This is a genomic window from Pontiella sulfatireligans, from assembly GCF_900890705.1.
Lineage (GTDB): Bacteria > Verrucomicrobiota > Kiritimatiellia > Kiritimatiellales > Pontiellaceae > Pontiella > Pontiella sulfatireligans.
Genome location: NZ_CAAHFH010000003.1, coordinates 628,676 through 651,184, shown reverse-complemented (window position 1 = coordinate 651,184; position 22,509 = coordinate 628,676). Strand labels below are relative to the sequence as shown.

The 22,509-nt window shown below is 56.2% G+C and carries 22 protein-coding genes; 17 read left to right on the top strand and 5 right to left on the bottom strand.

Translation table 11 applies throughout. The annotated features are described in order from the left end of the window. Positions 1-94 precede the first annotated feature (94 nt). The 3 genes from clpP to SCARR_RS27160 all read right to left on the bottom strand — a co-directional run bounded on the left by clpP (position 95) and on the right by SCARR_RS27160 (position 2,640). Positions 95-694: an ATP-dependent Clp endopeptidase proteolytic subunit ClpP gene (clpP, locus tag SCARR_RS27170; protein ID WP_136065751.1), complete on the bottom strand. Its 600-nt coding sequence runs from the start codon at positions 692-694 to the stop codon at positions 95-97. 104 nt (positions 695-798) lie between these two features. Further along, positions 799-2,094, bottom strand: a complete 1,296-nt coding sequence (gene tig, locus SCARR_RS27165; protein WP_168433660.1) for a trigger factor — start codon at positions 2,092-2,094, stop codon at positions 799-801. 174 nt (positions 2,095-2,268) lie between these two features. After that, entirely contained in the window at positions 2,269-2,640 is a 372-nt protein-coding gene (locus SCARR_RS27160) for a zf-TFIIB domain-containing protein (RefSeq protein WP_136065747.1), read from the bottom strand. Positions 2,641-2,821: 181 nt separating this feature from the next. Between SCARR_RS27160 and SCARR_RS27155 the strand changes: the two genes are divergently transcribed. The 4 genes from SCARR_RS27155 to SCARR_RS27140 all read left to right on the top strand — a co-directional run bounded on the left by SCARR_RS27155 (position 2,822) and on the right by SCARR_RS27140 (position 6,565). Further along, the gene (locus SCARR_RS27155; RefSeq protein WP_136065745.1) at positions 2,822-3,277 is read left to right on the top strand and encodes a phage regulatory CII family protein; all 456 of its coding nucleotides are present in this window, start codon (positions 2,822-2,824) and stop codon (positions 3,275-3,277) included. Positions 3,278-3,291: 14 nt separating this feature from the next. Further along, positions 3,292-3,945 (top strand): NfeD family protein, encoded by a 654-nt coding sequence (locus SCARR_RS27150; protein WP_136065743.1) that lies wholly within the window; start codon positions 3,292-3,294, stop codon positions 3,943-3,945. Further along, positions 3,942-5,447: a flotillin family protein gene (locus SCARR_RS27145; RefSeq protein WP_136065741.1), complete on the top strand. Its 1,506-nt coding sequence runs from the start codon at positions 3,942-3,944 to the stop codon at positions 5,445-5,447. Before SCARR_RS27150 ends, SCARR_RS27145 begins: the two co-directional genes overlap by 4 nt. 89 nt (positions 5,448-5,536) lie before the next feature. Then, on the top strand, positions 5,537-6,565 hold the full coding sequence (locus tag SCARR_RS27140; RefSeq protein WP_168433659.1) for an aldo/keto reductase: 1,029 nt from the start codon (positions 5,537-5,539) through the stop codon (positions 6,563-6,565). A gap of 1 nt (position 6,566) precedes the next feature. On the opposite strand, the gene SCARR_RS27135 is transcribed toward SCARR_RS27140, so the two are convergent. After that, positions 6,567-7,682 (bottom strand): D-alanyl-D-alanine carboxypeptidase family protein, encoded by a 1,116-nt coding sequence (locus SCARR_RS27135; RefSeq protein ID WP_168433658.1) that lies wholly within the window; start codon positions 7,680-7,682, stop codon positions 6,567-6,569. Positions 7,683-7,864: 182 nt separating this feature from the next. Between SCARR_RS27135 and mvaD the strand changes: the two genes are divergently transcribed. The 11 genes from mvaD (at position 7,865) to ptsP (ending at position 19,891) form a co-directional block, all read left to right on the top strand. Beyond that, positions 7,865-8,860, top strand: coding sequence for a diphosphomevalonate decarboxylase (gene mvaD, locus SCARR_RS27130; RefSeq protein WP_136065735.1), 996 nt, complete (start codon positions 7,865-7,867; stop codon positions 8,858-8,860). Between the two features lie 56 nt (positions 8,861-8,916). Next, positions 8,917-10,488, top strand: a complete 1,572-nt coding sequence (locus SCARR_RS27125) for a hypothetical protein (RefSeq protein WP_136065733.1) — start codon at positions 8,917-8,919, stop codon at positions 10,486-10,488. A 125-nt stretch (positions 10,489-10,613) separates the two neighbouring features. Further along, positions 10,614-12,317, top strand: coding sequence for a sensor histidine kinase (locus tag SCARR_RS27120; protein WP_136065731.1), 1,704 nt, complete (start codon positions 10,614-10,616; stop codon positions 12,315-12,317). Positions 12,318-12,481: 164 nt separating this feature from the next. Continuing rightward, the gene (gene gpmI, locus SCARR_RS27115) at positions 12,482-14,131 is read left to right on the top strand and encodes a 2,3-bisphosphoglycerate-independent phosphoglycerate mutase (protein ID WP_136065729.1); all 1,650 of its coding nucleotides are present in this window, start codon (positions 12,482-12,484) and stop codon (positions 14,129-14,131) included. 102 nt (positions 14,132-14,233) lie between these two features. Then, positions 14,234-14,731, top strand: a complete 498-nt coding sequence (locus SCARR_RS27110; RefSeq protein WP_136065727.1) for an LptA/OstA family protein — start codon at positions 14,234-14,236, stop codon at positions 14,729-14,731. Continuing rightward, complete coding sequence (locus tag SCARR_RS27105; RefSeq protein WP_136065725.1) at positions 14,728-15,807, top strand: LptA/OstA family protein; 1,080 nt, start codon at positions 14,728-14,730, stop codon at positions 15,805-15,807. The genes SCARR_RS27110 and SCARR_RS27105 overlap by 4 nt, the downstream gene beginning before the upstream one ends. Before the next feature lies 1 nt (position 15,808). Then, on the top strand, positions 15,809-16,546 hold the full coding sequence (lptB, locus tag SCARR_RS27100; protein ID WP_136065722.1) for an LPS export ABC transporter ATP-binding protein: 738 nt from the start codon (positions 15,809-15,811) through the stop codon (positions 16,544-16,546). Positions 16,547-16,567: 21 nt separating this feature from the next. Next, positions 16,568-16,864, top strand: a complete 297-nt coding sequence (gene hpf, locus SCARR_RS27095; RefSeq protein WP_136065720.1) for a ribosome hibernation-promoting factor, HPF/YfiA family — start codon at positions 16,568-16,570, stop codon at positions 16,862-16,864. A 33-nt stretch (positions 16,865-16,897) separates the two neighbouring features. Beyond that, positions 16,898-17,839 carry an HPr(Ser) kinase/phosphatase gene (gene hprK, locus SCARR_RS27090; RefSeq protein ID WP_168433657.1) on the top strand — a complete coding sequence of 314 codons (942 nt, stop codon included), beginning with the start codon at positions 16,898-16,900 and terminating at the stop codon, positions 17,837-17,839. Then, positions 17,832-18,110, top strand: a complete 279-nt coding sequence (locus SCARR_RS27085; RefSeq protein WP_136065716.1) for an HPr family phosphocarrier protein — start codon at positions 17,832-17,834, stop codon at positions 18,108-18,110. Before hprK ends, SCARR_RS27085 begins: the two co-directional genes overlap by 8 nt. A gap of 5 nt (positions 18,111-18,115) precedes the next feature. After that, positions 18,116-19,891, top strand: a complete 1,776-nt coding sequence (ptsP, locus tag SCARR_RS27080) for a phosphoenolpyruvate--protein phosphotransferase (protein ID WP_136065714.1) — start codon at positions 18,116-18,118, stop codon at positions 19,889-19,891. A gap of 4 nt (positions 19,892-19,895) precedes the next feature. Here the strand turns inward: ptsP and SCARR_RS27075 are convergent, their stop codons facing one another. Beyond that, positions 19,896-20,591 carry a hypothetical protein gene (locus SCARR_RS27075; RefSeq protein ID WP_136065712.1) on the bottom strand — a complete coding sequence of 232 codons (696 nt, stop codon included), beginning with the start codon at positions 20,589-20,591 and terminating at the stop codon, positions 19,896-19,898. Between the two features lie 153 nt (positions 20,592-20,744). Between SCARR_RS27075 and SCARR_RS27070 the strand changes: the two genes are divergently transcribed. Then, a complete protein-coding gene (locus tag SCARR_RS27070; RefSeq protein WP_168433656.1) occupies positions 20,745-21,635 on the top strand; it encodes a D-alanine--D-alanine ligase in 891 nt (296 codons plus the stop codon). 28 nt (positions 21,636-21,663) lie between these two features. After that, positions 21,664-22,503, top strand: a complete 840-nt coding sequence (locus tag SCARR_RS27065; RefSeq protein ID WP_136065708.1) for a cell division protein FtsQ/DivIB — start codon at positions 21,664-21,666, stop codon at positions 22,501-22,503. Positions 22,504-22,509: the final 6 nt, after the last annotated feature.

Sequence of the window (22,509 nt, the reverse complement as noted above, 5' to 3'; positions counted from 1 at the left end):
GTGGAAGGGGGGAGGGGTGGAAGGGGATGGCCTCTAGGCGGCCATCTCTTGCAATCCAACTCTCCATTCTTTCAAGCATCCAATCTTCCATTTTCTACTTTGCGTGGGCGACGACTTTGTCGATGAGTCCATATTCGGCGGCTTGCGCTGCCGACATGAAGTTATCGCGGTCGGTGTCGCGTTCCAGATCCTCGATGCTGCGGCCGGAGTGATCGGCCAGAATGCCGTTGAGGATCTGCTTGATGCGCATGATTTCCTGCGCCTGGATGTTGATGTCGGTGGCCTGGCCCTGTGCGCCGCCAAGCGGCTGGTGGATCATGATACGCGCGTTGGGCAGCGCATAGCGCTTGTTTTTTGCGCCGGCGGCAAGCAGCACGGCGCCCATGCTGGCGGCTTGGCCGATGCAGTAGGTGGTGATGTCGCACTTTAAAAACTGCATCGTGTCGTAGATGGCCAGTCCGGCTGTGACAACGCCCCCGGGGGAGTTGATGTAGAGGCTGATGTCCTTTTCTGGGTCGTCGCTCTGCAGGAAAAGCATCTGGGCAACAATCAGGTTGGCGACCGTATCATCAATCGCCGTCCCCAGGAAAATGATTCGTTCCTTGAGCAGGCGGGAATAGATGTCGTATGCGCGTTCTCCGCGTCCGGTCTGTTCAATTACTGTAGGAACAAGGTAGTTCGCCGTTTCGTTCATTTCGATTCCTTTGTTGGATTGATAGAATTACGGATTATTGGATCAACGGAGGGTTCCATCAATCCAATAATCCTGTCATCCAGCAATCCGGCTCGATGGAGCCGTTACTTGATTTTTGCGTTCTCAACCATGTAGTCGAGCGCTTTGTTGAAGCGGATCTGCTCGCCTACGCTGGACAAGGAGTCGTTTTCCTCCATCTCCTTGCGGAGCGCCTGCGCATCTTTGCGCTGGCGGATGGCCATCGTCGCGATTTCTTCGTCGATCTCTACTTCACTGGCTTCGTACTCCAATTCTGCCGCAATTCCGAGGCCAATGTAGCGGAGTTTAACGTTTTCCAAGGCGCGCTCTTGCGCTTCTTTCAGGATTTCTTCCTGCTGTTCGGCAATCTGCTCCTGGGTGGCGCCCATCATCATGCGCTGGTTGGCAATGTCGTACATTACGTTGCGGGTCTGTTCCTTGACCACGCTTTCCGGTACGTCGAGCTTGGTCTTTTTGACGAGGTACTGAACGATCTGGTCGTGCTTCTGGCCCAGCGCCATGTTTTCGGCTTGGACTTCGAGCTGCTCGCGGATGGAGCTGCGGAGAGCTTCTTCGGTTTCAACCTGAAGGCGGCTCAAGAAGGTTTCGTCGATTTCCGGCAGGGTTCGCACGCGCACGGCAGTGACTTCAACGTTGTACACGGCTTTAACGCCGGCGAGTTCCTTGACCATGAAATCTTCAGGGAAGGTGACTTCCACTTCCTTCTTGTCGCCAATGTTCAGGCCGACAATGGCTTCGCCCATGCCGGGGATGAAGGCGTGCTCGTCGGCGGAAACCCAGTAGCCTGCGCCGGAACCGATGCCTTTGGCCTCTGGAATGGAGTCCTGCAGGGGCGTGCCGTCAACGGTGGCTTCGTAGGTCAGCTGGCCCATGTCGCCGGCTTCGATGGCTTTGTTTTCCACTTCTTCATAGTTGGCGTGCTGGTTGCGGATGCTGTCGATCTGCTCCTGAACCTGGACGTCGGTCACTTCGGTCTTTTCTTCCTTAACCGGAATATCGGTGTATTTCGGCAGTTTGAACTCGGGTTCTATATCAACGGTTACGTCGAAGGAAACGGGCTCGCCAGCCTTGATTTTGACTTCGGTGGCATCGACTACATTGACGACCTTCAGTTCTGATTCCTGCAACGCTTCGTGGTAGTATTTAGGGAGAACACGTTCCTGCAGGTCCTGGTCGATTTCCTTGGCATATTTTGCCGCCACTACGTGCTTAGGCGCCTTTCCTTTGCGGAATCCGGGAATGTTGGCGAACTTGATGTAGGCCTTGAGGGTGTCTTCGCGCTCCTCGGTGATTTTATCCGCCGGGATTTCAATCGTCATGGTCTTGCGGCAGGTGCCGGCATCCTTCATTGAAACGTTCATAAATCGTTGTACTCCTGTATATTTACCTATTTTGGAATAAAAGGCGGTGACCATACGCACGAACGCCCCTCAGGTCAAGCCTGAGAGGGGCGGTTTTAGGCCTTCTCCTAAAAAGTTCCAAGCATTGGGAAACGGCGTTTCCAATTCCTGGAATATTCAAGAAACCAACAGGTGCTAACGTTTCTTCGCGAACAGGTCCTTCACGCGGTCCATGAAGGTTTCCTCGCAGAAATCCTTGAACTCGCCGGCGTCGAAGAAAGCTCCGTGGCAAGAGGGGCAGGCTTCGAGCTGGATGTGCGGCTGTTCGAGGTCGTGCACCGGCATCATGGGAATATTGCACTTCGGGCAGTTGGCTTCCCAGGTCTTGTTCATTTTCTTGCCGGTTTTGGGATCGCCCGTATCGATCTGGGCGGCGTCTTTGACTTCCACCAACTCCTCGGCTTCGAGCGCATCGAACCACAAACCGCCGCATTCTGAGCATTGTTCATATTCCACGTCTTTGTAGCTGTTGGATTTCATCGTGTTTTTACATTTCGGACATTCCATGGTATTCCCCCAAGGTTATTGTTAATGGTTGTTGGTAGACAGAGTATCAATGTCTTTTTATACTGTCCACTTACATAATGCGATCTTGTGCACTTTAGCCATTACACAATTTCAGGGGAGTTGTAATGGCGCACAAAGAATTAACTGGATTACATTGTTTGCAGTTGCAAGGGGAATGACAATGGACTCACATGAAGTGCTCAAAAAATCGGTCAGCGACCTCGGGGTTAAATCTGTGGCGTCCGACCTCGGCCTCTCGACCTCGCTGATCTACAAATGGTGCCAGCCTTCCGATTCCGAGGATGCCAGCGGGGCGGACAACCCGCTCGACCGCCTGGCCAAGGTCCATGAGCTGACCGGCGATACCGGGCCGATCCGTTGGCTGTGCGAGCAGGCCGGAGGCTACTTTGTGCCCAATGTGCAGGCTGAGGCCGTCGATGCCATCCCGTTGCTGCACATGACGCGCCGCATCGTACGGGAGTTTTCCGATTTGCTCGACGTCCTGACCGAAAGCATCGAGAACGATGGAAAGATCGACCTTCTGGAGGCGGAAAAGATCCGCACCGAGTGGGAACAGCTCAAGTCGTCTGCCGAAAGCTTTGTGAGTGCGTGCGAGGAAGGCATCTACGACAACTAAGACGGGGGAGTTTTATGACGGAATGGTGGGACAGTTTAACGGGCATCACGCAGGTTTTCTATGGAATGGCGGTTTTCTTCAGCGTCTTTTTCCTGTGGCAGATCATAGCGGCCTTTGCCGGCATGACCGGCGACGACATGGATGTGGGGGGAGATGCCGGTGATGTGGGCGACGTCGATATGGATGTCGACTTCGATGCCGATACGCCGGACGATATCGATCATCACGATGTGGTCGAATCTTCGCAGGCCTTCAAGGTTCTCAGCCTGCGCTCGATCATCACCTTCTTCACGCTCTTTTCCTGGGGATGCGCGCTCTATACATCGGAGGGCATGAATGCCGTCAAGGCCATGGGAATTTCCTCCATCTGGGGACTGGTCGGCATGCTTTCCATTGCCCTCATTTTTTGGGGAATGGGCAAGCTGACTGAAACCGGCACGAAGGATGTGGCTACGGCAAAAGGGAAGGTCGGAACCGTTTATCTCGATATTCCTGCAGAAGGATTCGGCGAAGTTAAAATTGCGGTCAGCGGGGCCATGGAGCATATCAAGGCCAAAAGCGCCGATGGCGAAGCGTTGCCGGCGGGTACGGAAGTCCGGGTGGTTCAAATTATAGATCAAACATTGGTTGGGGTTAGGAAGTTAACGAACAAAGGAGAAATGGAATGACCTATTTAGTACTGCTTATCATTGTCGCAATAGGGATCATCGGCACCTTTCTGGCGCTGGTCAGCCGCTACCGCAGGTGTCCGTCTAATAAGATTCTTGTGATCTACGGTAAAACATCCAGCGGCGCGGCCAAGTGTATTCATGGCGGCGCGGCCTTTGTATGGCCGTTGATCCAGGATTTTGCCTACCTCGATCTCGAACCGTTCGTGGTGCCGATCGATCTGAAAAACGCGCTGTCGCAGGAAAACATTCGTGTAACCGTTCCCACGAGCGTTACAGCGGCCATCTCCAACACTAAAGGCGTCATGCAGAATGCGGCCGTCCGCCTGCTCGGACTCACCCGCAAGGAGATCGAAGACCAGGCTCAGGACATTATTCTCGGTCAGATGCGCGCGGTTATCGCCACCATGTTGATTGAAGAAATCAACCGCGACCGGCAGGCCTTCCTCGCGAAGGTGAACGAAGCCGTGTCGGGCGAGCTTGAAAAAATCGGGCTCTACCTCATCAACGTCAACATTCGCGACATTGAAGACGAGTCCGGCTATATCGTCGCCCTCGGACGCCGGGCCGCCGCCGAAGCAATCAACCAAGCGCTCATCGATGTGGCCGAGCAGGAAAAACTAGGACAGACCGGAGTGGCCATCCGCGAACGCGACAAGCGTGTTGCCGTCGCCGCCGCAGTGGCCGAGGCGGAGATCGGAGAGGCTTCTGCCGACCGCGACCGGCGTTCCCAGTCCGCTGGACTCGATGCAGAGGCCGCTTTGGGCGAAACCGAGGCGCGCGCCAAGAAGGCTGCCTATGAAGCCAATCAGTCCGTCGCCGAGGAAGAGGCCCGTAACCGCCGCGAATCCGCGGCGAAAGACGCCGACGGCGCCATCCGCGTTGCTCAGGAAATCGCCGAGAAAAACGCAGAAGAAGCCCGCGCCGAGCGCGAAGCGGCCCGTTTGAACGCGACCATCATTGTTTCCGCCGATGCGGATAAGAAGCAGACGATCATCATGGCCGAGGCGAACAAGGCCAAGACGATCATCGCGGCCGAAGCCTCCAAGCAGCAGCAGATCATCTCGGCTGAAGGCCAGAAGGAAAGTTCCATCCGCATTGCCGAGGGTGAAGCAGAAGGTACGTTGGCTAAGATGACCGCTGAAGGCGCCGGTTTGAAGGCCATTCTCGACGGCAAGGCCAAGGGCTATGAAGCTCTCGTGGGCGCTTGCGATTCGGTGAATGATGTCGCCTCGCTGCTGCTTATCGAAAAACTGGAGAAGATCGCTGGCGTTCAGGCGAAGGCTATTCAGGATCTGCCGATCGAGAAAGTCATCGTATGGGACGGCGGCGGAAAAGAAGGCGGCGGACTCTCCGGTCTTGGCGGCCGGTTGATGGGCGCCTTGCCTCCGATGCACGATCTCGCCAAACAGATCGGCCTCGATCTTCCCGAATTCCTCGGCAGGCTGCAGGACGACAAGCCAAAGACAGCCGAAGAAGCACCGGCTTCTCCGGAACAATAACCAACGGCCAGGTTTCGAACGGACGGATAGGACTATTATGTCCTATTCGTCCTTTTCTTTTCTGTGGGCCATGGTCTAGCCTTCGTTTCATGAAAAAGAAAACGCAATCGCTTAACCGGCGCGAGTTTACGCTCGCGGTTTCATCGCTTGCAGCCGGAGTTGCTGCGGCCGAAAAAGCCTCGTCCGATGCGCTTGGCAAAGTGCTTCCGCGGCGCAGGCTTGGCAAAACGGAAATGATGGTCACCCGCTATTGTCCTGGTGGGATGCACATTGAATGGATGGAGGAAAAGGATTCCGCACGAGCCATTGAACTCTGTATAGAGAACGGAGTTCGTTTCTTCGACACGGCGTATATGTATGGGCGCGGCCGCAGCGAGGAACTCTATGGAAAATATCTCACGCCGAAATACCGCGAACATGTGAACATCATGTCCAAGACAACGGGGAGGGATGCAAAATCAACACGCGAGCAGCTTGAGGGCGGGCTAAGGCGGATGAAGATCGACTGTATCGACCTCTATATGATTCATGCGGTCAATTCGGTGGAGGATGCGCAGGCGCGTCTGAAGGGCGGGGTGCTTGATGAACTGCGCAAGGCGAAGGCCGAAGGCAAGGTTCGGCATATCGGTTTTTCGGGGCACCGCACGCCGACGGCGCACAACTGGCTTTTGAACGAGGGGTTCCCCGATGCCGAAGCGGTACTCCTGCCAATCAACGTTGCCGACCCTTCGTATGACAGCTTCATTCTCAACACGGTCCCGTTGCTGCTGAAAAAAGATGCGGGCATTCTGGCCATGAAAACACTGGGCAATGCCGGCTTGCTGGGCGGAACTCGCGGGGGAACAAGGGGCGATGCGCCCGGAACGGGGAGGGCGGTTATTCCTGAGATTATCAGCGTCCGCGATGCTCACCGTTTTTCGATGTCGCTGCCCGTTGCCGCGATTGTCTCCGGATCGAATGACTTAAGCCAACTGCAGCAGAACCTCGAGACCGCCAGAAATTTCCAGCCTTTGGGAAAGAGCGACCGCGAAGAACTGATCGCCAAATGTGCTGCGCATGGAAAAACCGGTGAGATGGAGTTCTACAAGTGGCCCCGGATGCGGACGCCGAGAACCTAGCCTACTCTTTTTCCAATCGCTCGAACCCTTTGTCGAGCAGCTTGCGCGAAATAGCGGTGCGGGTGGTTTTGTCGGGGCAGCCTAGCACCACCGAAATCACGCGCTTGCCGTTGCGCTCCGCGGTGGCGGTCAGCGAAAATCCGCCCCGGCTATGGTAGCCGGTCTTCAATCCGTCGCATCCCATGTAGCCATCAACCCGTTTGGCCAGCGCATTGCGGGTGGCCAGCATGAATCCGCCGCCGCGGATGTAGGTGAGCTCGGTGCTGGTATAGCGCAGGGTTTCCGGTTGGCGCAGGCTGGCCAGGCTTAGAATAGCAATGTCGTAGGCGGTGCTGATGTCGGGCTGTTCCTTGCTGGGCGGCAAGCCGTGGTCGGTGTGGTAGATGGTGGAGTTCATGCCCAGTTCGCGCGCCTTTTGGTTCATCATGTCCACAAAAGCGTCTTTGCTTCCGGCCACATGCAGGGCCAGCGCGCGTGCGGCGTCGTTGGCGGAGTGCACCATTAGGGCGTAGAGCATGTCGTCGACCGTAAAGTCCGTTTCGCGCGGATCAAGATAGGCCTGCGATCCGCCGACCTTCGAGACTTCAGCCGTAATTTTCACCTTGTCTTTCAGGCTGATCACGCCCGCATCAATCTGCTCCAGCACGATCAGCATCGTCATCAGTTTGGTTATGCTCGCGGGATAGGCGTATACTGCGGCGCGGTCCTCGAAAAGAATCTTGCCGGTGCGCGCATCCACCACGATGGAGCTTTGGTAGGGGTCTCCCACGAGGTTCGGATAGATCTTGGAGGTGCGGCGGTCGGGGCGGTCGGCCCGCAGGTGGCCTGCGCGGCTGCCCGGAACGGCGATGGTTTCGCGGGGCTGGGCCGGTGCCATCTCGACCACTTCCACGGCCATGATCTGTTGCGCCGGCGGGGTCAGGTTGAGTTCAGGCACCTGAAAATCTACAATGGGCTCAAGTTCCAGCGGGGCAGGGGCGGGCTGCGTCGCCACCGTGGCTGGAGCGGGGCGCGCGCTTTCCTTCCTGCGGCTGCTGGTGCTCATTAGCGCCAACAAGATCAGGACGTGAATGGCGATAAGGACGGTGGCGATGAGTGCGACGTTGCTTTTTTTCATGTGAAAATGTACCAATTCCAACTTGCGACGTTGTCGCATATTTTTGATTTCAGATTTTCGAATGCCGATTTATGGGTCTGCGACAGCCTGTTATTAAAGGCCAACGCCGCTTGAGTTCCACAAATCGAAAGTCAAATTTCAAAAATCTGCAATACTAAACGGCTAGGCATCACAAGGAATTCATGGACGACATACAACATCAATTTGTAAAAAACATCCTCGCCGGCACGCAAACCTCCATGCGGGAGTGTGGCTCGGCCTTCGCGCCGTCGAACATCGCCCTCTGCAAATACTGGGGCAAGCGCGACGCCGCGCTCAACCTGCCCGTCAACTCCAGCCTCTCCATCTCGCTCGGCGATCTCGGCACCCGCACCGAGATTCGGCCGTCGGATGCTGACGCGGTTTATCTTAACGGAGAGCCGGTTGCCTTGGACGACGCATTCGCGGTTCGGACCCTGGCCTTTCTTGATCTTTTCCGCTCCGAGTTCGGAAATGCCTCGTTCGTGGTGCGCACGGAAAACAATATTCCAACGGCGGCCGGGCTGGCCTCGTCGGCTTCCGGTTTTGCGGCGCTGGTTTTGGCGTTGGCGGATTTGGGCGGTTGGGGGCTGGGCGGGCGGATGCTCTCGATGCTCGCGCGGCTCGGAAGCGGCAGCGCCTCCCGTTCCCTTTTCGAGGGATTTGTGCAGTGGTATATGGGAACCTGCCCCGATGGGTCCGATTCGTTTGCGGAGCCGGTTTCGAAACCTTGGCCGGAATTCCGCATCGGCATCCTCGAACTCTCCAGCGCGCGCAAGCCGGTCGGTTCGCGCGACGGCATGAACCGCACCGTCGAAACCTCCGAGCTCTATAAAAACTGGCCCGCGCAGGCCACGGCCGACCTCGAAACCATCCGCGGAGCTCTCTTTGCCCGCGATTTCCAGACACTTGGCAAAACAGCCGAGCGCAACGCGCTCTCGATGCACGCGACGATGATGGCCGCCTGGCCGCCGCTAATCTATCTCCAGCCCGAAACCATCGAGCAGATCCACAAGGTGCAGCGCGTTCGCGCCGACGGTCTGGAGGTCTACCTCACCATTGACGCCGGCCCGAACATCAAGCTCCTCTTTCTCGAAGACAACGAGCAGGCCGTTGCCAGCGCCTTCCCTGGCCTTCAAACCATCAATCCGTTTGGATAGATTATGCTGAAGTGCCTGATAGGTTGACCGCTGCGCGTTCAACCTATCGGTGCGGGATGCAAGCTATTGACTGGCCGGTGGAGGCGCTCCGCGCTCCACCTATCCAGCCAATAGAGCCGACTTCGCACGGGTGCCATCCGCAGGCAAGCCTGCTACTGCCTCCCGCGCTAGCGGCTCATCCCGCACCGATATGTGGATTTCTCTTGTGTCTCGCCGTGGTGAGTGTTGCAGAGGACGCCGGCAAGCCTGTGACGCTGGAGCTCGCTGAGCGCCGTCCTCTGGAGCAGGACTGCTATGGCGCCAACTGCCTGTTGATCGGCCGGCCGGTCTGGTACAACCACCCCGATTTTGTTGCGAAGTATAACGAAGCCGGAAAGCCGTTTTTCCGCTTTCCGGGCGGTACGCCGGCGAACTATTACAATCCGGAGACTGGGCTTAGGGACGAGGTTGCCGCTTCGGGGCGCGATTATGCCTTCGGCAATAAAAAGGGATTGAAGGAAACCGCCGGCTGGGGGCAGCGGCCAGACGGCTTCTTCGAATTTGCGAAAACCTCTGGCGCCCGCTACAGCGTTGTGCTGAATGTATGCACGCGGACGGTGGAGCAAAACCGGGAATGGTTGAGCGTCGTGGCGAAGCAGGGGATTGAAATCCCCTGCTTCGAGATCGGCAACGAGCTCTATTTCGGCACCTACGCATGGGCCTTTAAGACGCCTCAGAATTATTTGAAGCGGGCGAAGGAAACCACGGCCATGATTCGACGGATTTTTCCGAAGGCCAAGGTGGGCGTGGTGGTGCCGAGCCACCTCTACACCCACGAATCCTTTTTGGAAGAAAAGCAACCTACTAAGGAAAACCGTCCGCAGGAGTGGATGGACATGCTCGAAGGCGGGCGCTTCTTTGATGCGGTGGTGATCCACCTCTATTCCCAAACCGGCATGGACAGCAAGGTGGAGGCGAAAGACTTTCTTCCGTTTGCTGAATCCTTCGGCAATGCGGTGGATTATGTTGATGAGCATTTGGCTCCGGCATTGGATGCCCTTGAATCGAAGTTTCCCGGGAAGGAAATCTGGATCACGGAATATGGCGTCGGCGGCTTTTCCGGCGATTTGCGGAAATACGGACTGCGTTTCTCGCACCTGGGCGTGCTGCACAGCGACCTTATGCTGCTGCGTTTTTTAAGCCGACCGAGCGTAAAAATTTCGAGCTGGCACTCGTTCAGCCATTTTTTGGAGTACGACGAAAAGAATGGGGGGCTTGGCAAAAAGACCCATCTCTCCTTCCTCCACTTCACCCTGTTTGCGGATGCGGTCCGCAACAGCCAGCTCTATGTGCCCTTGAAGGTTGGCGGTGGCGCGACGGTCGAGGCCGGTGCGTTCATTGGACGGGAAAAGAGCTATGCCGTCGTCATCAACAAGCGCGCCGAAAGCTGTTCCTTTGGCGGGTTGAAGTCGCAGAAACCAATGCGGCTGGCCGGTGCGCTTCAGCTTTCGCCACGCAAGGATCTTCTGCTGGAGGAAGCCCTTCAGGATACGACTTGGATCAGCAAAACGGAACTGACCGGAAAGGCGCTGGATGCGATTCAGTTCCCGCCGTATTCCATCACGCGGTTGGAATTCGTTTGGGAATAGCGGACAACCCCGGTTCCACACCATCGTTTTCATAGGAATGAATCTCTTTCTTGCCGACAGGGCTTTAGTTAATGTCCATGTTTATATACTAATGTTGTTTACGCGTAGGGTTCTCGGGGAGATTCATGGATAGGTTGAGCAGAAGGAAGAGGCTGATCGTTGCGATCAGCTTATTGATGGTGGCCGGTTTTTTGACGACCTCATTGATCAGCTATTATATTGCCCGGGCCTCGATGCGAGAGCAGATTGTTTCCAGCTCGCTGCCGTTGACGAGCGACAACATCTATTCGGAGCTTCAGCGCGATTTGATCCGGCCCATCTTTATCTCGTCGCTGATGGCGCAGGACACGTTTGTGCGCGATTGGATTCTCGATGGCGAGCAGGATGCGTCTCAAATCACGAAATATCTGAGGGAAATCAGGGAAAGCTACGGCACGCATTCATGTTTTCTCGTATCGGAGGCCTCCCGGAAATACTACGCCTACGAAGGGGTCTTGAAAACCGTCCGACCGGAGGTTGAGGCGGATGCGTGGTATTTCCGCGTTAGGGCCATGGACGGAGCGTATGAGACCAATGTCGATCCCGATCTCGCCAATCAGAACACGATGACCATCTTCATCAACTACAAGGTGTTCGACTACGACAACCGCTATATCGGGGCAACGGGCGTTGGCCTGAAGGTGAGCGCCCTGATTGACGTGATGAAAAGCTACAGCGAAAAATACAGCCGCAACGTGTATCTGACGGATCGAACCGGCAACATTGTGCTCTCCAGTTGCGGCGTGTATGAACATATTGCCGAAATCCAGGGCATGGATGCGTTGTGCAGCGAGATCCTTTCGAGCGGCGGCGGCGTTTTTAACTACAAATCCGAGGGGGGATTGGTGTTTCTCAACAGCCGGTTTGTGAAAGAGCTTGGTTGGCATCTTTTGGTTGAAGAGGTGGACGGGGCGGCCACCAAAAGAATTTCCGAAGCGCTTTTCCTAAACCTGTTCATTTGCGGCGTGATTACGCTGGCCATTATTCTCGTTACGGCATTTTCGATAACCACCTACGAGAAGGTGAACAAAGAGCAGGAAGAAACCATTGTTGAGCAGCATGATCAACTCGACGAGCGCAACGGCGAACTGGAGCAGGCCAATCAAAAGAAAAACCTGTTGTTGCATATTCTCTGCCACGATCTGGCCAATCCATTCGGGGCGCTGATTAGTTCTTTGAGTGCACTTGAATCCGATCCTGAAATGCTCTCCGACCTGCTTCCCGAAATTAATGACTCATTGAACAATGGAATGGGCATCATCGAGTCGGTAAGAACCATGCGGGCGGTGGACGAAGGAAAAATCGAACTGCCGATCAAATCGATCCCCTTGCTTGCCTTGATCGAAGAATCCAAGACGATATTGAAAAGCAAATTCGAGGCGAAAAACATTTCGGTGAAGCAAGAGGTAGCCGCCGATGTCACGGTGTCGGTGGAGCAGTATTCGTTCAATAACTCGGTGCTCAACAACCTGCTTACCAATTCGATTAAGTTTTCAGAAAAGAATTCTGAAGTCCGCATTCGTGCGGTTCGCACCGCCGGCGGCAAGGTCGAGTTGACCATTTCCGACGACGGCGTCGGCATGCCTGAGTCGATCCTTAGCGCCCTGTTCAATTTCAATGGAAATATCACGCGGGCCGGAACCGACGGCGAATTGGGGACGGGTTTTGGAATGCCTCTCGTTGAACAATTTGTGCGGGTGTTCGGCGGAGCGATCGAGGTTCGCTCGAGAGATATTGAAGAATTTCCAGATGATCATGGCACCGAAGTGGTGCTCACGTTGAATCCGTAGGATCGGTCTTGCAGGCCGTCCGGCCAAGGCGCGGCCGGCTATCGGTCCTTTAGTCAGCTGCTTTCGGGACTGCAATCCCCTCCGTATTTTTTTTGCCAACGGGGGCGGGGCAGGGCATATTCGGCCCGATTTTTAATTATTCGAAACCTTCAGGAGATCAAAAAATGGAACAGTTGAAGAAGAATGAAGCTTTTAGCGGCCCCGAGGGCCCGGTTGTACTGGTTATCATGGACGGCGTCGGCATCGGCAAGAATCCGGAAAGCGACTATGTTAAAATCGCCAACACGCCGAATCTGGACTGGTTGCGCGAACATGCGGTCTACAACGAAATTCGCGCGCACGGCGTGGCGGTGGGTCTGCCGGACGACGGCGATATGGGCAACTCCGAAGTGGGCCACAATGCCATCGGCTGCGGGCGGGTATTCGAACAGGGCGCGGCGCTGGTGGGCCAGGCCATTGCATCGAACTCCATGTTCGAGGGCGCCGTTTGGACAGAATTGGTCGCTAACGTGAACAGCAAGAATTCGGCGCTGCACTTCATCGGCCTCTTCTCCGACGGCAACGTCCACTCCAACATTAACCATCTCGAAGCCATGCTCAACAAGGCGAAGGCCGAGGGCGTGAAAAAAGCGCGCATCCATCCGTTGATCGACGGGCGCGACGTACCCCCGACCTCCGTGCTCGAATATGTTGAGCGCTTCGACAAGTTTCTCGAAGGCATCAACGCCGACGGTTCGGTCGATTATTGCGTCGCTTCCGGCGGCGGCCGCATGAACATTACGATGGACCGCTACGACGCCGACTGGAGCATGGTTGACCGTGGCTGGAAAGCGCACGTAAAGGCCGAAGGCCGCAACTTTGCCTCCATGCGCGAAGCCATTGAAGTCTTCCGCGGCGAAAAGCCCGGCATCCTCGACCAGGACCTGCCGGCCTTCGTCATCGAGCGTGACGGCGCTCCCGTCGGCCCGATTGTGGACGGCGACAGCGTGATCTTCTTTAACTTCCGCGGCGACCGCTCGCTGGAAATCACCAAAGCGTTCGAAGCCGACGAAATCACCGAATTTGAGCGCGGCCCGAAACCGGACGTGCTCTATGCCGGCATGATGCAGTATGACGGCGACCTCGGCGTTCCTGAAAAATATTTGGTCACCCCGCCGGCGATCGACCGCACGATGAGCGAGTATCTTTCAAACGCGGGTGTGAAGCAGTTTGCCATTTCCGAAACGCAGAAGTTCGGCCACGTCACCTATTTCTTCAACGGCAACAATTCCGGCAAGTTCGAAACGGAAACCTGGATGGAAATCCCGTCCGACGTCTGTCCGTTCGAAAACGCCCCGGTCATGAAGGCCGTCGAGGTGACCGACGAGGTGGTCAAGGCGATCGAAAGCGGCGAATACAAGTTTATCCGTTTGAACTACCCGAACGGCGACATGGTCGGGCACACCGGCGTGGTTGAAGCCGTCAAGGTGGCGGTCGAAGCCGTCGATGCCGGCGTGGGCCGCATTATGGAAGCGCTGAAGAAGGCCAACGGCATCATGGTATGCTCGGCCGACCACGGCAACTCCGACGACATGTGCGAGCTCGACAAAAAGACCGGCGAGCTGAAGCTCGACGACGAGGGCAAATGCAAGCCCAAAACCGCGCACTCGCTCAATCCGGTTCCGGCCATCGTCTACGATCCGGCCGGCACGTCCAAGGCGCGGAAGGCGGATGTTCCTGGTGCGGGCATTGCGAATCTGGCGGCGACGTGCATTACGTTGCTTGGCTACGAGCCTCCGGCCGACTACACGCCCAGCATTGTTGAAGTGGGCTAGGCGGTTAGAGTTCGTCCCGATAGAACGCGAAGGCCGTAAAGATGCAGGGCTGGATTGCTTTGCCCTCTTTACGGCCTTCTGGTAAGAATTCCCTTGGATTCCATGAAGCATTTTATCTTCCATATTCTAGCGTTGCTTTTGGCGTGCTCTTCGGTGCTCGCGAAGAAGGAGGCCAAGCCGGCTCCTGCACCGGCGTCGGCGCTTGATGAACTCATGGAAACCGGCATGGAAGTGTCGGGGGTGCGCGCGCCCTATTACGATGAGCAGGGGAATCTTAAGGCGCAGCTCTACGGCGGCCATGCAAAAGTGCTTGAAGGCGGTGTCGCTGAGGTGACGAACCTGCGGATCGAGGTCTATCAGGACGGCGCAGTTACGATGACGGTTTTTGCGCCGAAGTGCATCACCCAAGTGGTTGAAGAAGATGGACGGAATACGCTCGTGGTTCATTCGGACGGCGACGTATTGATCGATATGGAGCAAATGAGCATCTATGGGAAGGGCTTCCGCTTTTCCTCCGAAAACAACCGCTTCGAAATTCTCAGCGACTCAAAGGTGATTGTGAAGGAAACGGCCAAAAGCATAGAAGGGATGGGGTTGTGATCCGTCTCTTTTCCAGAGTGGCGCTGGGTGCCTGTTTTCTGTTGTCTGCGGCCTGTTCCAAGCAGGAATCCGCTTCTGCCGAAGACGATGCAGAATGGGCCGACATCCAGGCTTTGCCGAACGAAGCAAAAATCATTTCAACGCCGGATGCGCCCAGAGGCATTCTGGTTCCCGAGGTTGGCATGCCGGTGCCGGACAGCGAGTTTGAGGCGCTTGCCCGGAAACTGCAAAAAATCAAGGCTGCCGAGCGTCAGTCCGGCGAGGCGCTGCTGACCGGAAAGACGCTGGTGTTCGACCACGCGAAGCGCTTCGTGCAGCTGAATGAAAATGTCAAGCTGGTGGATGACTACGGCGAGATGGAAACGGGGACGCTGACCGGCCGGTTTTCGGTGTCGAATGAGATCGAGCATATCGAGGCGGAAAACGGGGTGGTCATCCGCAGCGAGGATCGTACGGCTGAGGCGGCGCACGCGGTTTATGATTTCAAGGCGGGGCTTGTGCAGCTCGACGGACAGGCCCGCTTGCTGGAAGGCCGCCGCCGCTTGTCGGGCGAGCGCATCCAGTTTTGGGTCCGGGGCGGCCGGAAGGTGGTCTGCGAACCGAATGTGCTGCTGGAAATGGCCAGCGTTTCTGTAGCGGATCCGTTGGAGGAGCCCTGCCCGGAAAGCCATACAGAGATCCGGGCGGACCGGCTCGTTTATGACGAGGCGTTGAACTTGGCTGAAATGGCAGGAAACGTGCGATTGCGCGATCCGCGCGGCGCCATGAACTGCGAAAAGATTCGTCTCCATTTAAAAGAGGGAAGCGAAATAGATTGGATCGAGGCGCTATACGGGGTAATAATCCAATCAGTGGACAGGAAAGCGCTGGCTGAGCGTGTGACCTACCAAGTGGAGGAAGACAAGTTCACGCTGGAGGGCGAGCCGAAGGTTAAGCAGGGAAAAAATATAATGACGGGCGACCGGATCACATTCTGGCAAAAAACGCGGCGGATGGTGTGCGAACCCAATGCGCGGGCGCTACTGCATCTGGACGAAGAAACCCGCGCCAAATTCCTGAAAAATTTGAACGACTAAAATGGCAACTGAAGATACTTATCTAATCCAGACGCAAAAGCTGGTGAAGTCATACAAGGGCCGCAAGGTCGTGCGGGAGGTCGAGATTAATGTCAAGGCCGGCGAAATCGTCGGGTTGCTTGGCCCCAACGGCGCAGGAAAAACCACCAGCTTCTACATGATTGTCGGCTTGGTGCGCCCAAGCGCCGGCAAGGTTTTTTTCAATGGCAAGAATGTCAGCAACGTTCCGATGTATAAGCGTGCGCGCATGGGCATGGGCTACCTTTCGCAAGAGCCCTCCATCTTCCGGAAGCTCACGGTGCAGGAAAACGTAATGTCGATTCTAGAAACGCTTCCCATCTCTGGGAAGGAGCGCAAGCGACGCTTGAACACGTTGCTGGCGGAGTTGAAAATCGGCCATCTGGCCAAGCAAAGGGCCTACACGCTCAGTGGCGGCGAACGCCGCCGGCTTGAAATCACCCGCGCCCTGGTCACCAACCCTTCGATCATCCTGCTCGACGAGCCCTTCAGCGGCGTCGATCCGCTGGCGGTCCACGATGTGCAGGATATTGTGCGCGACTTAAAGCATAAGGGGCTGGGTGTTTTGATTACCGACCACAACGTGCGCGAGACGCTGGCCGTAGTGGACCGCGCCTATCTGCTGTGCGAGGGGCAGGTGCTGCGCGAAGGAACCAGCGACTTTTTAGTGAATGACGAGGTGAGCCGCGAACTCTATCTAGGGCCGCGGTTCAGTATGTAACATCAACCGAAAGGAGCAATCATGCAAGTTAACATCACAGGACGAAACGTTACCGCAACCGACAACGTCAAAGCGCATGTGAATGATAAGCTGGAACGGTGTCTGGGCGTATTCCCTCGAATAGAAAGTGTGCATGTGATTCTTGATGCGGAAAACCGCGACCGGACCTCTGAAGTCATCATCCAAGGGTCGGACCATATCCGCCTTACGGCGAAGGAAAAATCCGAAAACCTGTTTGATGCCATCGACCGCTCGATCGAGCATGCAGAACGGCAGATGCGCAAGCAACGCGACAAGATTCAGGAACACCATAAGTAGGAATTAAACAGAGAAGTTTTCAGGAGGTGGATTGTGGGCATAATAACCGTTAAAACGTTGTGGGATGAGGGCGCCAAGGCGCTTTCGCTCACGGTGATCGCAGGCGAGCAGTATTTAGATCGGAAACTGCCGGAAACCGCGATGAATCGTCCTGGTTTGGCGCTGACCGGATTTTTCCAGTATTTTGCAAACCAGCGGCTTCAGATTTTTGGTTTGGCTGAATTCACCTACCTGAAAAGCCTCAGTGATAAGGACAAAAACAAACGCTTGACGGAACTGTTCGAGCAGCAGATCCCGGGCGTTGTCGTCACCCGCAACCGCAAGGTGCCCCCGGAAATTATAGACTTGGCGGAGCAATACAAGGTTCCCGTTATGCGGACACCGATGGTGACGATGAATTTCGTGAACGAATGCACGGTGATACTCGAGAAGCTTACTGCGCCGCAGGAACGCATCCAAGGCACGACCATGGAGCTGATGGGCATCGGTGTGTTGCTGCGCGGTGATCCCGGCATTGGAAAAAGCGAAACGGCCCTCTCGCTGATTGAACGGGGCTACAGTCTGGTTTCCGACGATGTAACGGAAGTGCGCCGTACCAGTCGCGGGCGGTTGGTCTCCTGGGCCAGCGAGGTCACCCGCTATCATATGGAAATCCGCGGTCTGGGCATCATCCACGTTCCCAGTTTGTTCGGCGTGGCGGCGATCCGCCGGCAAACCGAACTCGATCTCGTTATCGACCTGAAGAAGCCTACCGGCAACGAGGACCGTACCGGCATCTATCCGGAAATGGTTGAGATTCTGGGCGTTGAGATCCCCTGCATCACGTTGCCGGTCCGGTCCGGCCGCGACATGGCCAATATTGTAGAGGTGGCCGCACTCAATCAAAAGCTCAAGGAACTCGGCCATGACGCCGCCAAGGAGCTGGACGACAAGATCATCGACCGTTTGACCAGAGGGCGGGTGCGCCATGGCTGAGACTGAAATGGTAAAAAAGTTCAAGGTGCTTAACGAATACGGCATTCATGCACGGCCGGCCGCGTTGCTGGTGAAGGCGGCTGGAAAGTACGAATGCGATATTTTCATTGAAAAAGATGGCAACAAGGTCTCTTGCAAGAGCATCATGGGCTTAATGACTATTGAAGGCTATCCCGGCAGCATCATGACGGTGAGCACGTCGGGGGCGGATGCCGCCGAGGCGATGGCCGAAATAGAGGAATTGTTCGTTAATAAATTTTATGAGGATTAGGGTCTATGGGTGAAGTGCATGTAAAACGCGAAGTGGTCCTCAAGGGGATTGGGGTTTCCCCGGGCATCGCGGTTTGCAAAGCCCAGCTGATTTCCCCCCATACGAACACGGCGGTGCAGCGTTCGATTGCCGCGGAAGAGATTCCTAGTGAAATTGCGCGCTTCGAAGAGGCGCTTATTGCCACCCACGAGCAAATCAAGCACATCCAAAAGCAGGTGGCGGAAGTGCTCGGCGACGAGCATGCCAGCATCTTTGATGCGCATATTCTTGTGGTTGATGACCGGAGCTTCATTGAAGATGTCATTCGCTCCGTCAAAAAAGACCTGCTGAACGTTGAGCCGGTGTTGCTGGCCGTGGCCAACCGCTATGCCGACATGCTCGCCAAGATGGAGGATTCCTACCTCTCCGAACGCGCCGCCGACATCCGCGACGTCACCAAGCGCATTCTGGCCAACTTGGCCGGTGAAGCGCTTGATCGGATGGCGGAAATCAAAGAACCCTGCATAGCGGTTGCCCACGATCTGGCTCCTTCCGATACGGCCAGCATCGACAAGGCAAAGGTCATCGCTTTTGTTACAGACCTCGGCAGCTCGACCTCGCATACCGCCATTATGGCCAAGGCGCTGGGCGTGCCTGCGGTCGTCGGCCTGCACAACGTTACCGCGGTGGCCAGCTCGGGCGATACCGTATTGATCGACGGCGGCAAAGGGTTGGTTTTCATTCATCCCACCGAAGCCCGGCTCGAGGAATACCGCAAGCGGGCGCAGGACCAGATGGTGATTCTGTCGGAACTCGACACGTTGCGCGACAAGCCGCCGGAAACCAAGGACGGCTATCTGGTTCCCATTACGGCCAACATCGAACTGCTTGAAGAGCTCGAAGCGGTTGGAGCGCGCGGCGCAAAAGGAATCGGTCTGTTCCGCACGGAATTTTTGTTTCTTGGCGTCAAAACCTTGCCGGATGAAGATGCACAAGCCGCCGCCTACGAGCGGGCGGCCAAGAGCCAATACCCGTCACCGGTGGTTATTCGAACCTTGGACCTGGGCGCTGATAAGCTTCCGGCCGGCTTTGAGGCCAAGGATGAACTCAATCCATTCCTCGGCGACCGGGCCATACGGCTGTGCCTCTCGCACCCCGAGCTTTTCAAAACACAGCTGCGCGCCATTCTGCGGGCGAGCGTTCATGAAAACATCCGGATGATGTATCCGATGGTCTCCTGCGTGCAGGAGGTGATGGATGCCAATACACTGCTTCGCCAATGCATGATGGAGTTGAGCGAGCGGAAGATCCCTTTCAATGAAAACATTCAAATCGGCACCATGATCGAGGTTCCATCTGCAGCGCTTGTTGCAGACATCATCGCGCCGCACGTCAGCTTTTTCAGTCTTGGGACGAACGACCTGATTCAGTATACGATGGCAGTGGACCGCGGAAACGAAAACGTGGCGCACCTCTACAAGCCCACCCACATGGCCATCGTCCGTTTGATCGACCACGTTGTTAAGGTGAGCCACAAGTACGGGCTCTGGACGTGCGTGTGCGGCCAAATGGCCGCCAATCCGAAGCTGGTTCCGCTGCTGATCGGGCTGGGGGTCGATGAATTGAGCGTAAGCCCGTCGCAGGCGCCCATGATTAAAGATGTGGTGCGCAAGCTTTACTATTCCGGCGCGGTCGAACTCGCCCAGCAGGCGCTGGTTTCCCGGTCGGCCGAGCATGTGGACGCGCTTTGCCACAAGTTGATTGAAGAGATTGCGCCCGAGTTGCTCGAATTGTCGGAATAAGGGGTTATTTCAGCGTTTGAACCAGCGATGCCGACCAGTCCCGCGCCAGCAGGATGTATTGGACGGCAAAGCTGTATGCCGCGGTGGTTTCATGTGCGAGCAGGTCGCCAAAGCTCTTGAATTCCGGTCCGCCGACCAGCACCACCCAAACGCCGATCACCAGCACGTTCATGAAGTAGATCACCGCATACGAAAAAATCCGTCCGTGCTCCTGCACATCCGGCTGCCGCTGCGAAAGCATGTGAACCGTAAAGGTGATATGGAACGACCAGGTCAATCCTACTAGCCCCAGCCACCATGCCCGGTACGGCTCCACCTCAACGCTCAGGCCCGCAAGATAATAGGCGGCAATGATCAGAAACGTGTAGAACGGAAAAAAATAGGGGGCGAGGGTGATGACAAAGTTGGTTTTTGAAAGTTCGACGTGGCCACCGCTTTTTCCCACCTTCATTTTTCCCACTCGCCCGCCCATCATCAGCGCCCACAGTGCATGGGTCAGTTCGTGCCCGAACACATAGGTTCGCACCGGTCGAGGCAGCAGAAAAAAGAGAAGCACCCACAGCAGGAAGCCGATCGGCAGCGCCCAGGCCTCCCAGCCGCTCGCCGCCGCCGATCCGACGGACGTCTGATACAACTCGTATACCGCGAACGACGCCGCCCAGCACGCCGGAAGCAGCGCGATGCCGATCAACATTTTCAAGAACTTCCACATACGCTTTATGTAGCATATCCCGCCGTCGGAAGGCAACGGTTCCAATCGGTGGAACTTTGAAGGTGCGCTGGCGTGCATTCCGGCTTTCCGATGGAGGTAAATTTTTGTTTAATGGAGCTTCAAATTTACTTTGGAGCGGACATGGGCAACAGATTCAGCAGGGTGGCGGTTTTAATAGGTGGGATTTCGTCGGAGCGCGAGGTTTCGCTGCGCTCGGGCGCGGCGGTTGTGCAGGGTTTGCGCGCCGGTGGCTACGCGGTTGAAGAAGTTGATGTCGCATCGAAGGCTCTCGCTATTCCCGCCGGGGTTGAAGCAGTGTTCATCGCGTTGCACGGGCAGTTTGGCGAGGACGGAGAAATCCAGCAGCTGCTGACCGATATGCAAATGCCCTTTACCGGATCCGGCGCAGCATCCAGCCGGGTTTCGTTCGACAAAGTGCTCACACGCGAGTGTTTGGAGCGGTGCGGAGTGCCGGTGCCCAAGGGGGAGCTGCTCGAAAAGGCTTCGGATCGGACCATTCAGATTCCGCTGGTGGTCAAGCCGCCGCGGGAGGGCTCGAGCGTGGGGTGCCATTTGGTGTTCAAGGAGTCGGAGTGGGAGGCGGCGTTCGCCGACGCTGTCCGGCACTCTGGTGCGGCGCTCGTCGAGGAATACATTCCCGGCCGGGAGCTGACGGTCGGCGTCGTGGACGGGCAGGTGCTCCCTGTGGTGGAAATCAAGACCGCCTCGCAATGGTACGACTATGAGGCCAAGTATGTCACGGGAGACACCAAATATGTGGTCCCAGCTCCGCTCGAACCTGAAGCCGTGGCCGAGCTTCAGTCGATCGCTCTGAAAACCTTTGACTGTTTGGGTGCCTCCGACTTTGGCCGTGTCGATTTCCGCCTGTCGCCCGAAGGCCGTCCCTACGTGCTTGAACTCAACGCCATACCTGGATTCACCGCCACAAGCTTGCTTCCAAAGGCGGCGCAGGCGGCTGGAATCGGTTTTTCAGAGCTTTGTTGTCGAATCATGGAGTTGGCTCATCTATAGTTTCTCGATTGATTTAAGGATGTAGGGAATGGCCGCACGCAAAAAGACCACAACACGTAAAAAGCCGCAGTATGTAAGGGCGAATAAACGCAAGGGGGCGGACTCGTCCGCGCTGGCGAGGCGCTCGTTTACGGTCTTTTTACTAATCCTGATTGTTGTCGGGGTTGTTTTTGGCGTCAAGGAGGGCTTTGAATGGATCAATCACAAGCTTTTCTCTAAAAATCCGCGGTTTGAAATCCAGCATTTGGAGATTTCGTGCGACGGCAAGTTGACTGAGGACCGCATTCGCGAATACACCGGTCTGCGCGAGGGGACCAATTTGTTTGCCGTGTCGTTTGGCGACATCGAGAAGGAGTTAAGCAAGGTGCCGGTCATTGAGTCGGTTTACCTTGAACGCAAGCTGCCGAACACCTTGATTGTGGGGGTTAAGGAGCGCGTTGCAATTGCCCGGATCGAGGGGCTCAAATCGCGTCGTTTTCCATTCGTGGTCGACCGCTACGGCTATGTGCTTCCCCCGCGCCAAAGCGCCGCCGCGCTGCCGTTGATTAAAGGACTCGATTCGGAGCTTCGGCTGGGCCTGCCCGCGGAGCACAAGGATGTGGAAACGGCGCTGAAGGTGATCGCTCTGTGCGACAGCACCGGCTATTTGCGCGCCTATGTCCGTCTTGAGAGTCTGGACGTTAAGTATTCCGATTTCATCGACATGCGCCTGCAGGGCGGCATCCGAGTGCGCATGCCTCGCTTTTCGCTCAAGCCCAAGCTTCAAAATCTGGCCACGGTCATCAAGATTGCCACTGGGCAGGGGCAGCGCGTGAAGGAAGTTGACCTCACTCTCGATTCGGCCAAAGTGCCCGTCACCTATTATTGATTCCGG

Coding starts and splice junctions, on each gene's coding strand:
- ptsP (WP_136065714.1), top strand. CDS start 18,116: ATGGGTGAAGTGCATGTAAAACGCGAAGTGGTCCTCAAGGGGATTGGG.
- SCARR_RS27125 (WP_136065733.1), top strand. CDS start 8,917: ATGCAAGCTATTGACTGGCCGGTGGAGGCGCTCCGCGCTCCACCTATC.
- mvaD (WP_136065735.1), top strand. CDS start 7,865: ATGGACGACATACAACATCAATTTGTAAAAAACATCCTCGCCGGCACG.
- SCARR_RS27145 (WP_136065741.1), top strand. CDS start 3,942: ATGACCTATTTAGTACTGCTTATCATTGTCGCAATAGGGATCATCGGC.
- SCARR_RS27155 (WP_136065745.1), top strand. CDS start 2,822: ATGGACTCACATGAAGTGCTCAAAAAATCGGTCAGCGACCTCGGGGTT.
- SCARR_RS27065 (WP_136065708.1), top strand. CDS start 21,664: ATGGCCGCACGCAAAAAGACCACAACACGTAAAAAGCCGCAGTATGTA.
- SCARR_RS27110 (WP_136065727.1), top strand. CDS start 14,234: ATGAAGCATTTTATCTTCCATATTCTAGCGTTGCTTTTGGCGTGCTCT.
- clpP (WP_136065751.1), bottom strand. CDS start 694: ATGAACGAAACGGCGAACTACCTTGTTCCTACAGTAATTGAACAGACC.
- SCARR_RS27070 (WP_168433656.1), top strand. CDS start 20,745: ATGGGCAACAGATTCAGCAGGGTGGCGGTTTTAATAGGTGGGATTTCG.
- SCARR_RS27085 (WP_136065716.1), top strand. CDS start 17,832: ATGGCTGAGACTGAAATGGTAAAAAAGTTCAAGGTGCTTAACGAATAC.
- SCARR_RS27140 (WP_168433659.1), top strand. CDS start 5,537: ATGAAAAAGAAAACGCAATCGCTTAACCGGCGCGAGTTTACGCTCGCG.
- SCARR_RS27135 (WP_168433658.1), bottom strand. CDS start 7,682: ATGAAAAAAAGCAACGTCGCACTCATCGCCACCGTCCTTATCGCCATT.
- SCARR_RS27160 (WP_136065747.1), bottom strand. CDS start 2,640: ATGGAATGTCCGAAATGTAAAAACACGATGAAATCCAACAGCTACAAA.
- SCARR_RS27120 (WP_136065731.1), top strand. CDS start 10,614: ATGGATAGGTTGAGCAGAAGGAAGAGGCTGATCGTTGCGATCAGCTTA.
- lptB (WP_136065722.1), top strand. CDS start 15,809: ATGGCAACTGAAGATACTTATCTAATCCAGACGCAAAAGCTGGTGAAG.
- SCARR_RS27150 (WP_136065743.1), top strand. CDS start 3,292: ATGACGGAATGGTGGGACAGTTTAACGGGCATCACGCAGGTTTTCTAT.
- tig (WP_168433660.1), bottom strand. CDS start 2,094: ATGAACGTTTCAATGAAGGATGCCGGCACCTGCCGCAAGACCATGACG.
- gpmI (WP_136065729.1), top strand. CDS start 12,482: ATGGAACAGTTGAAGAAGAATGAAGCTTTTAGCGGCCCCGAGGGCCCG.
- hpf (WP_136065720.1), top strand. CDS start 16,568: ATGCAAGTTAACATCACAGGACGAAACGTTACCGCAACCGACAACGTC.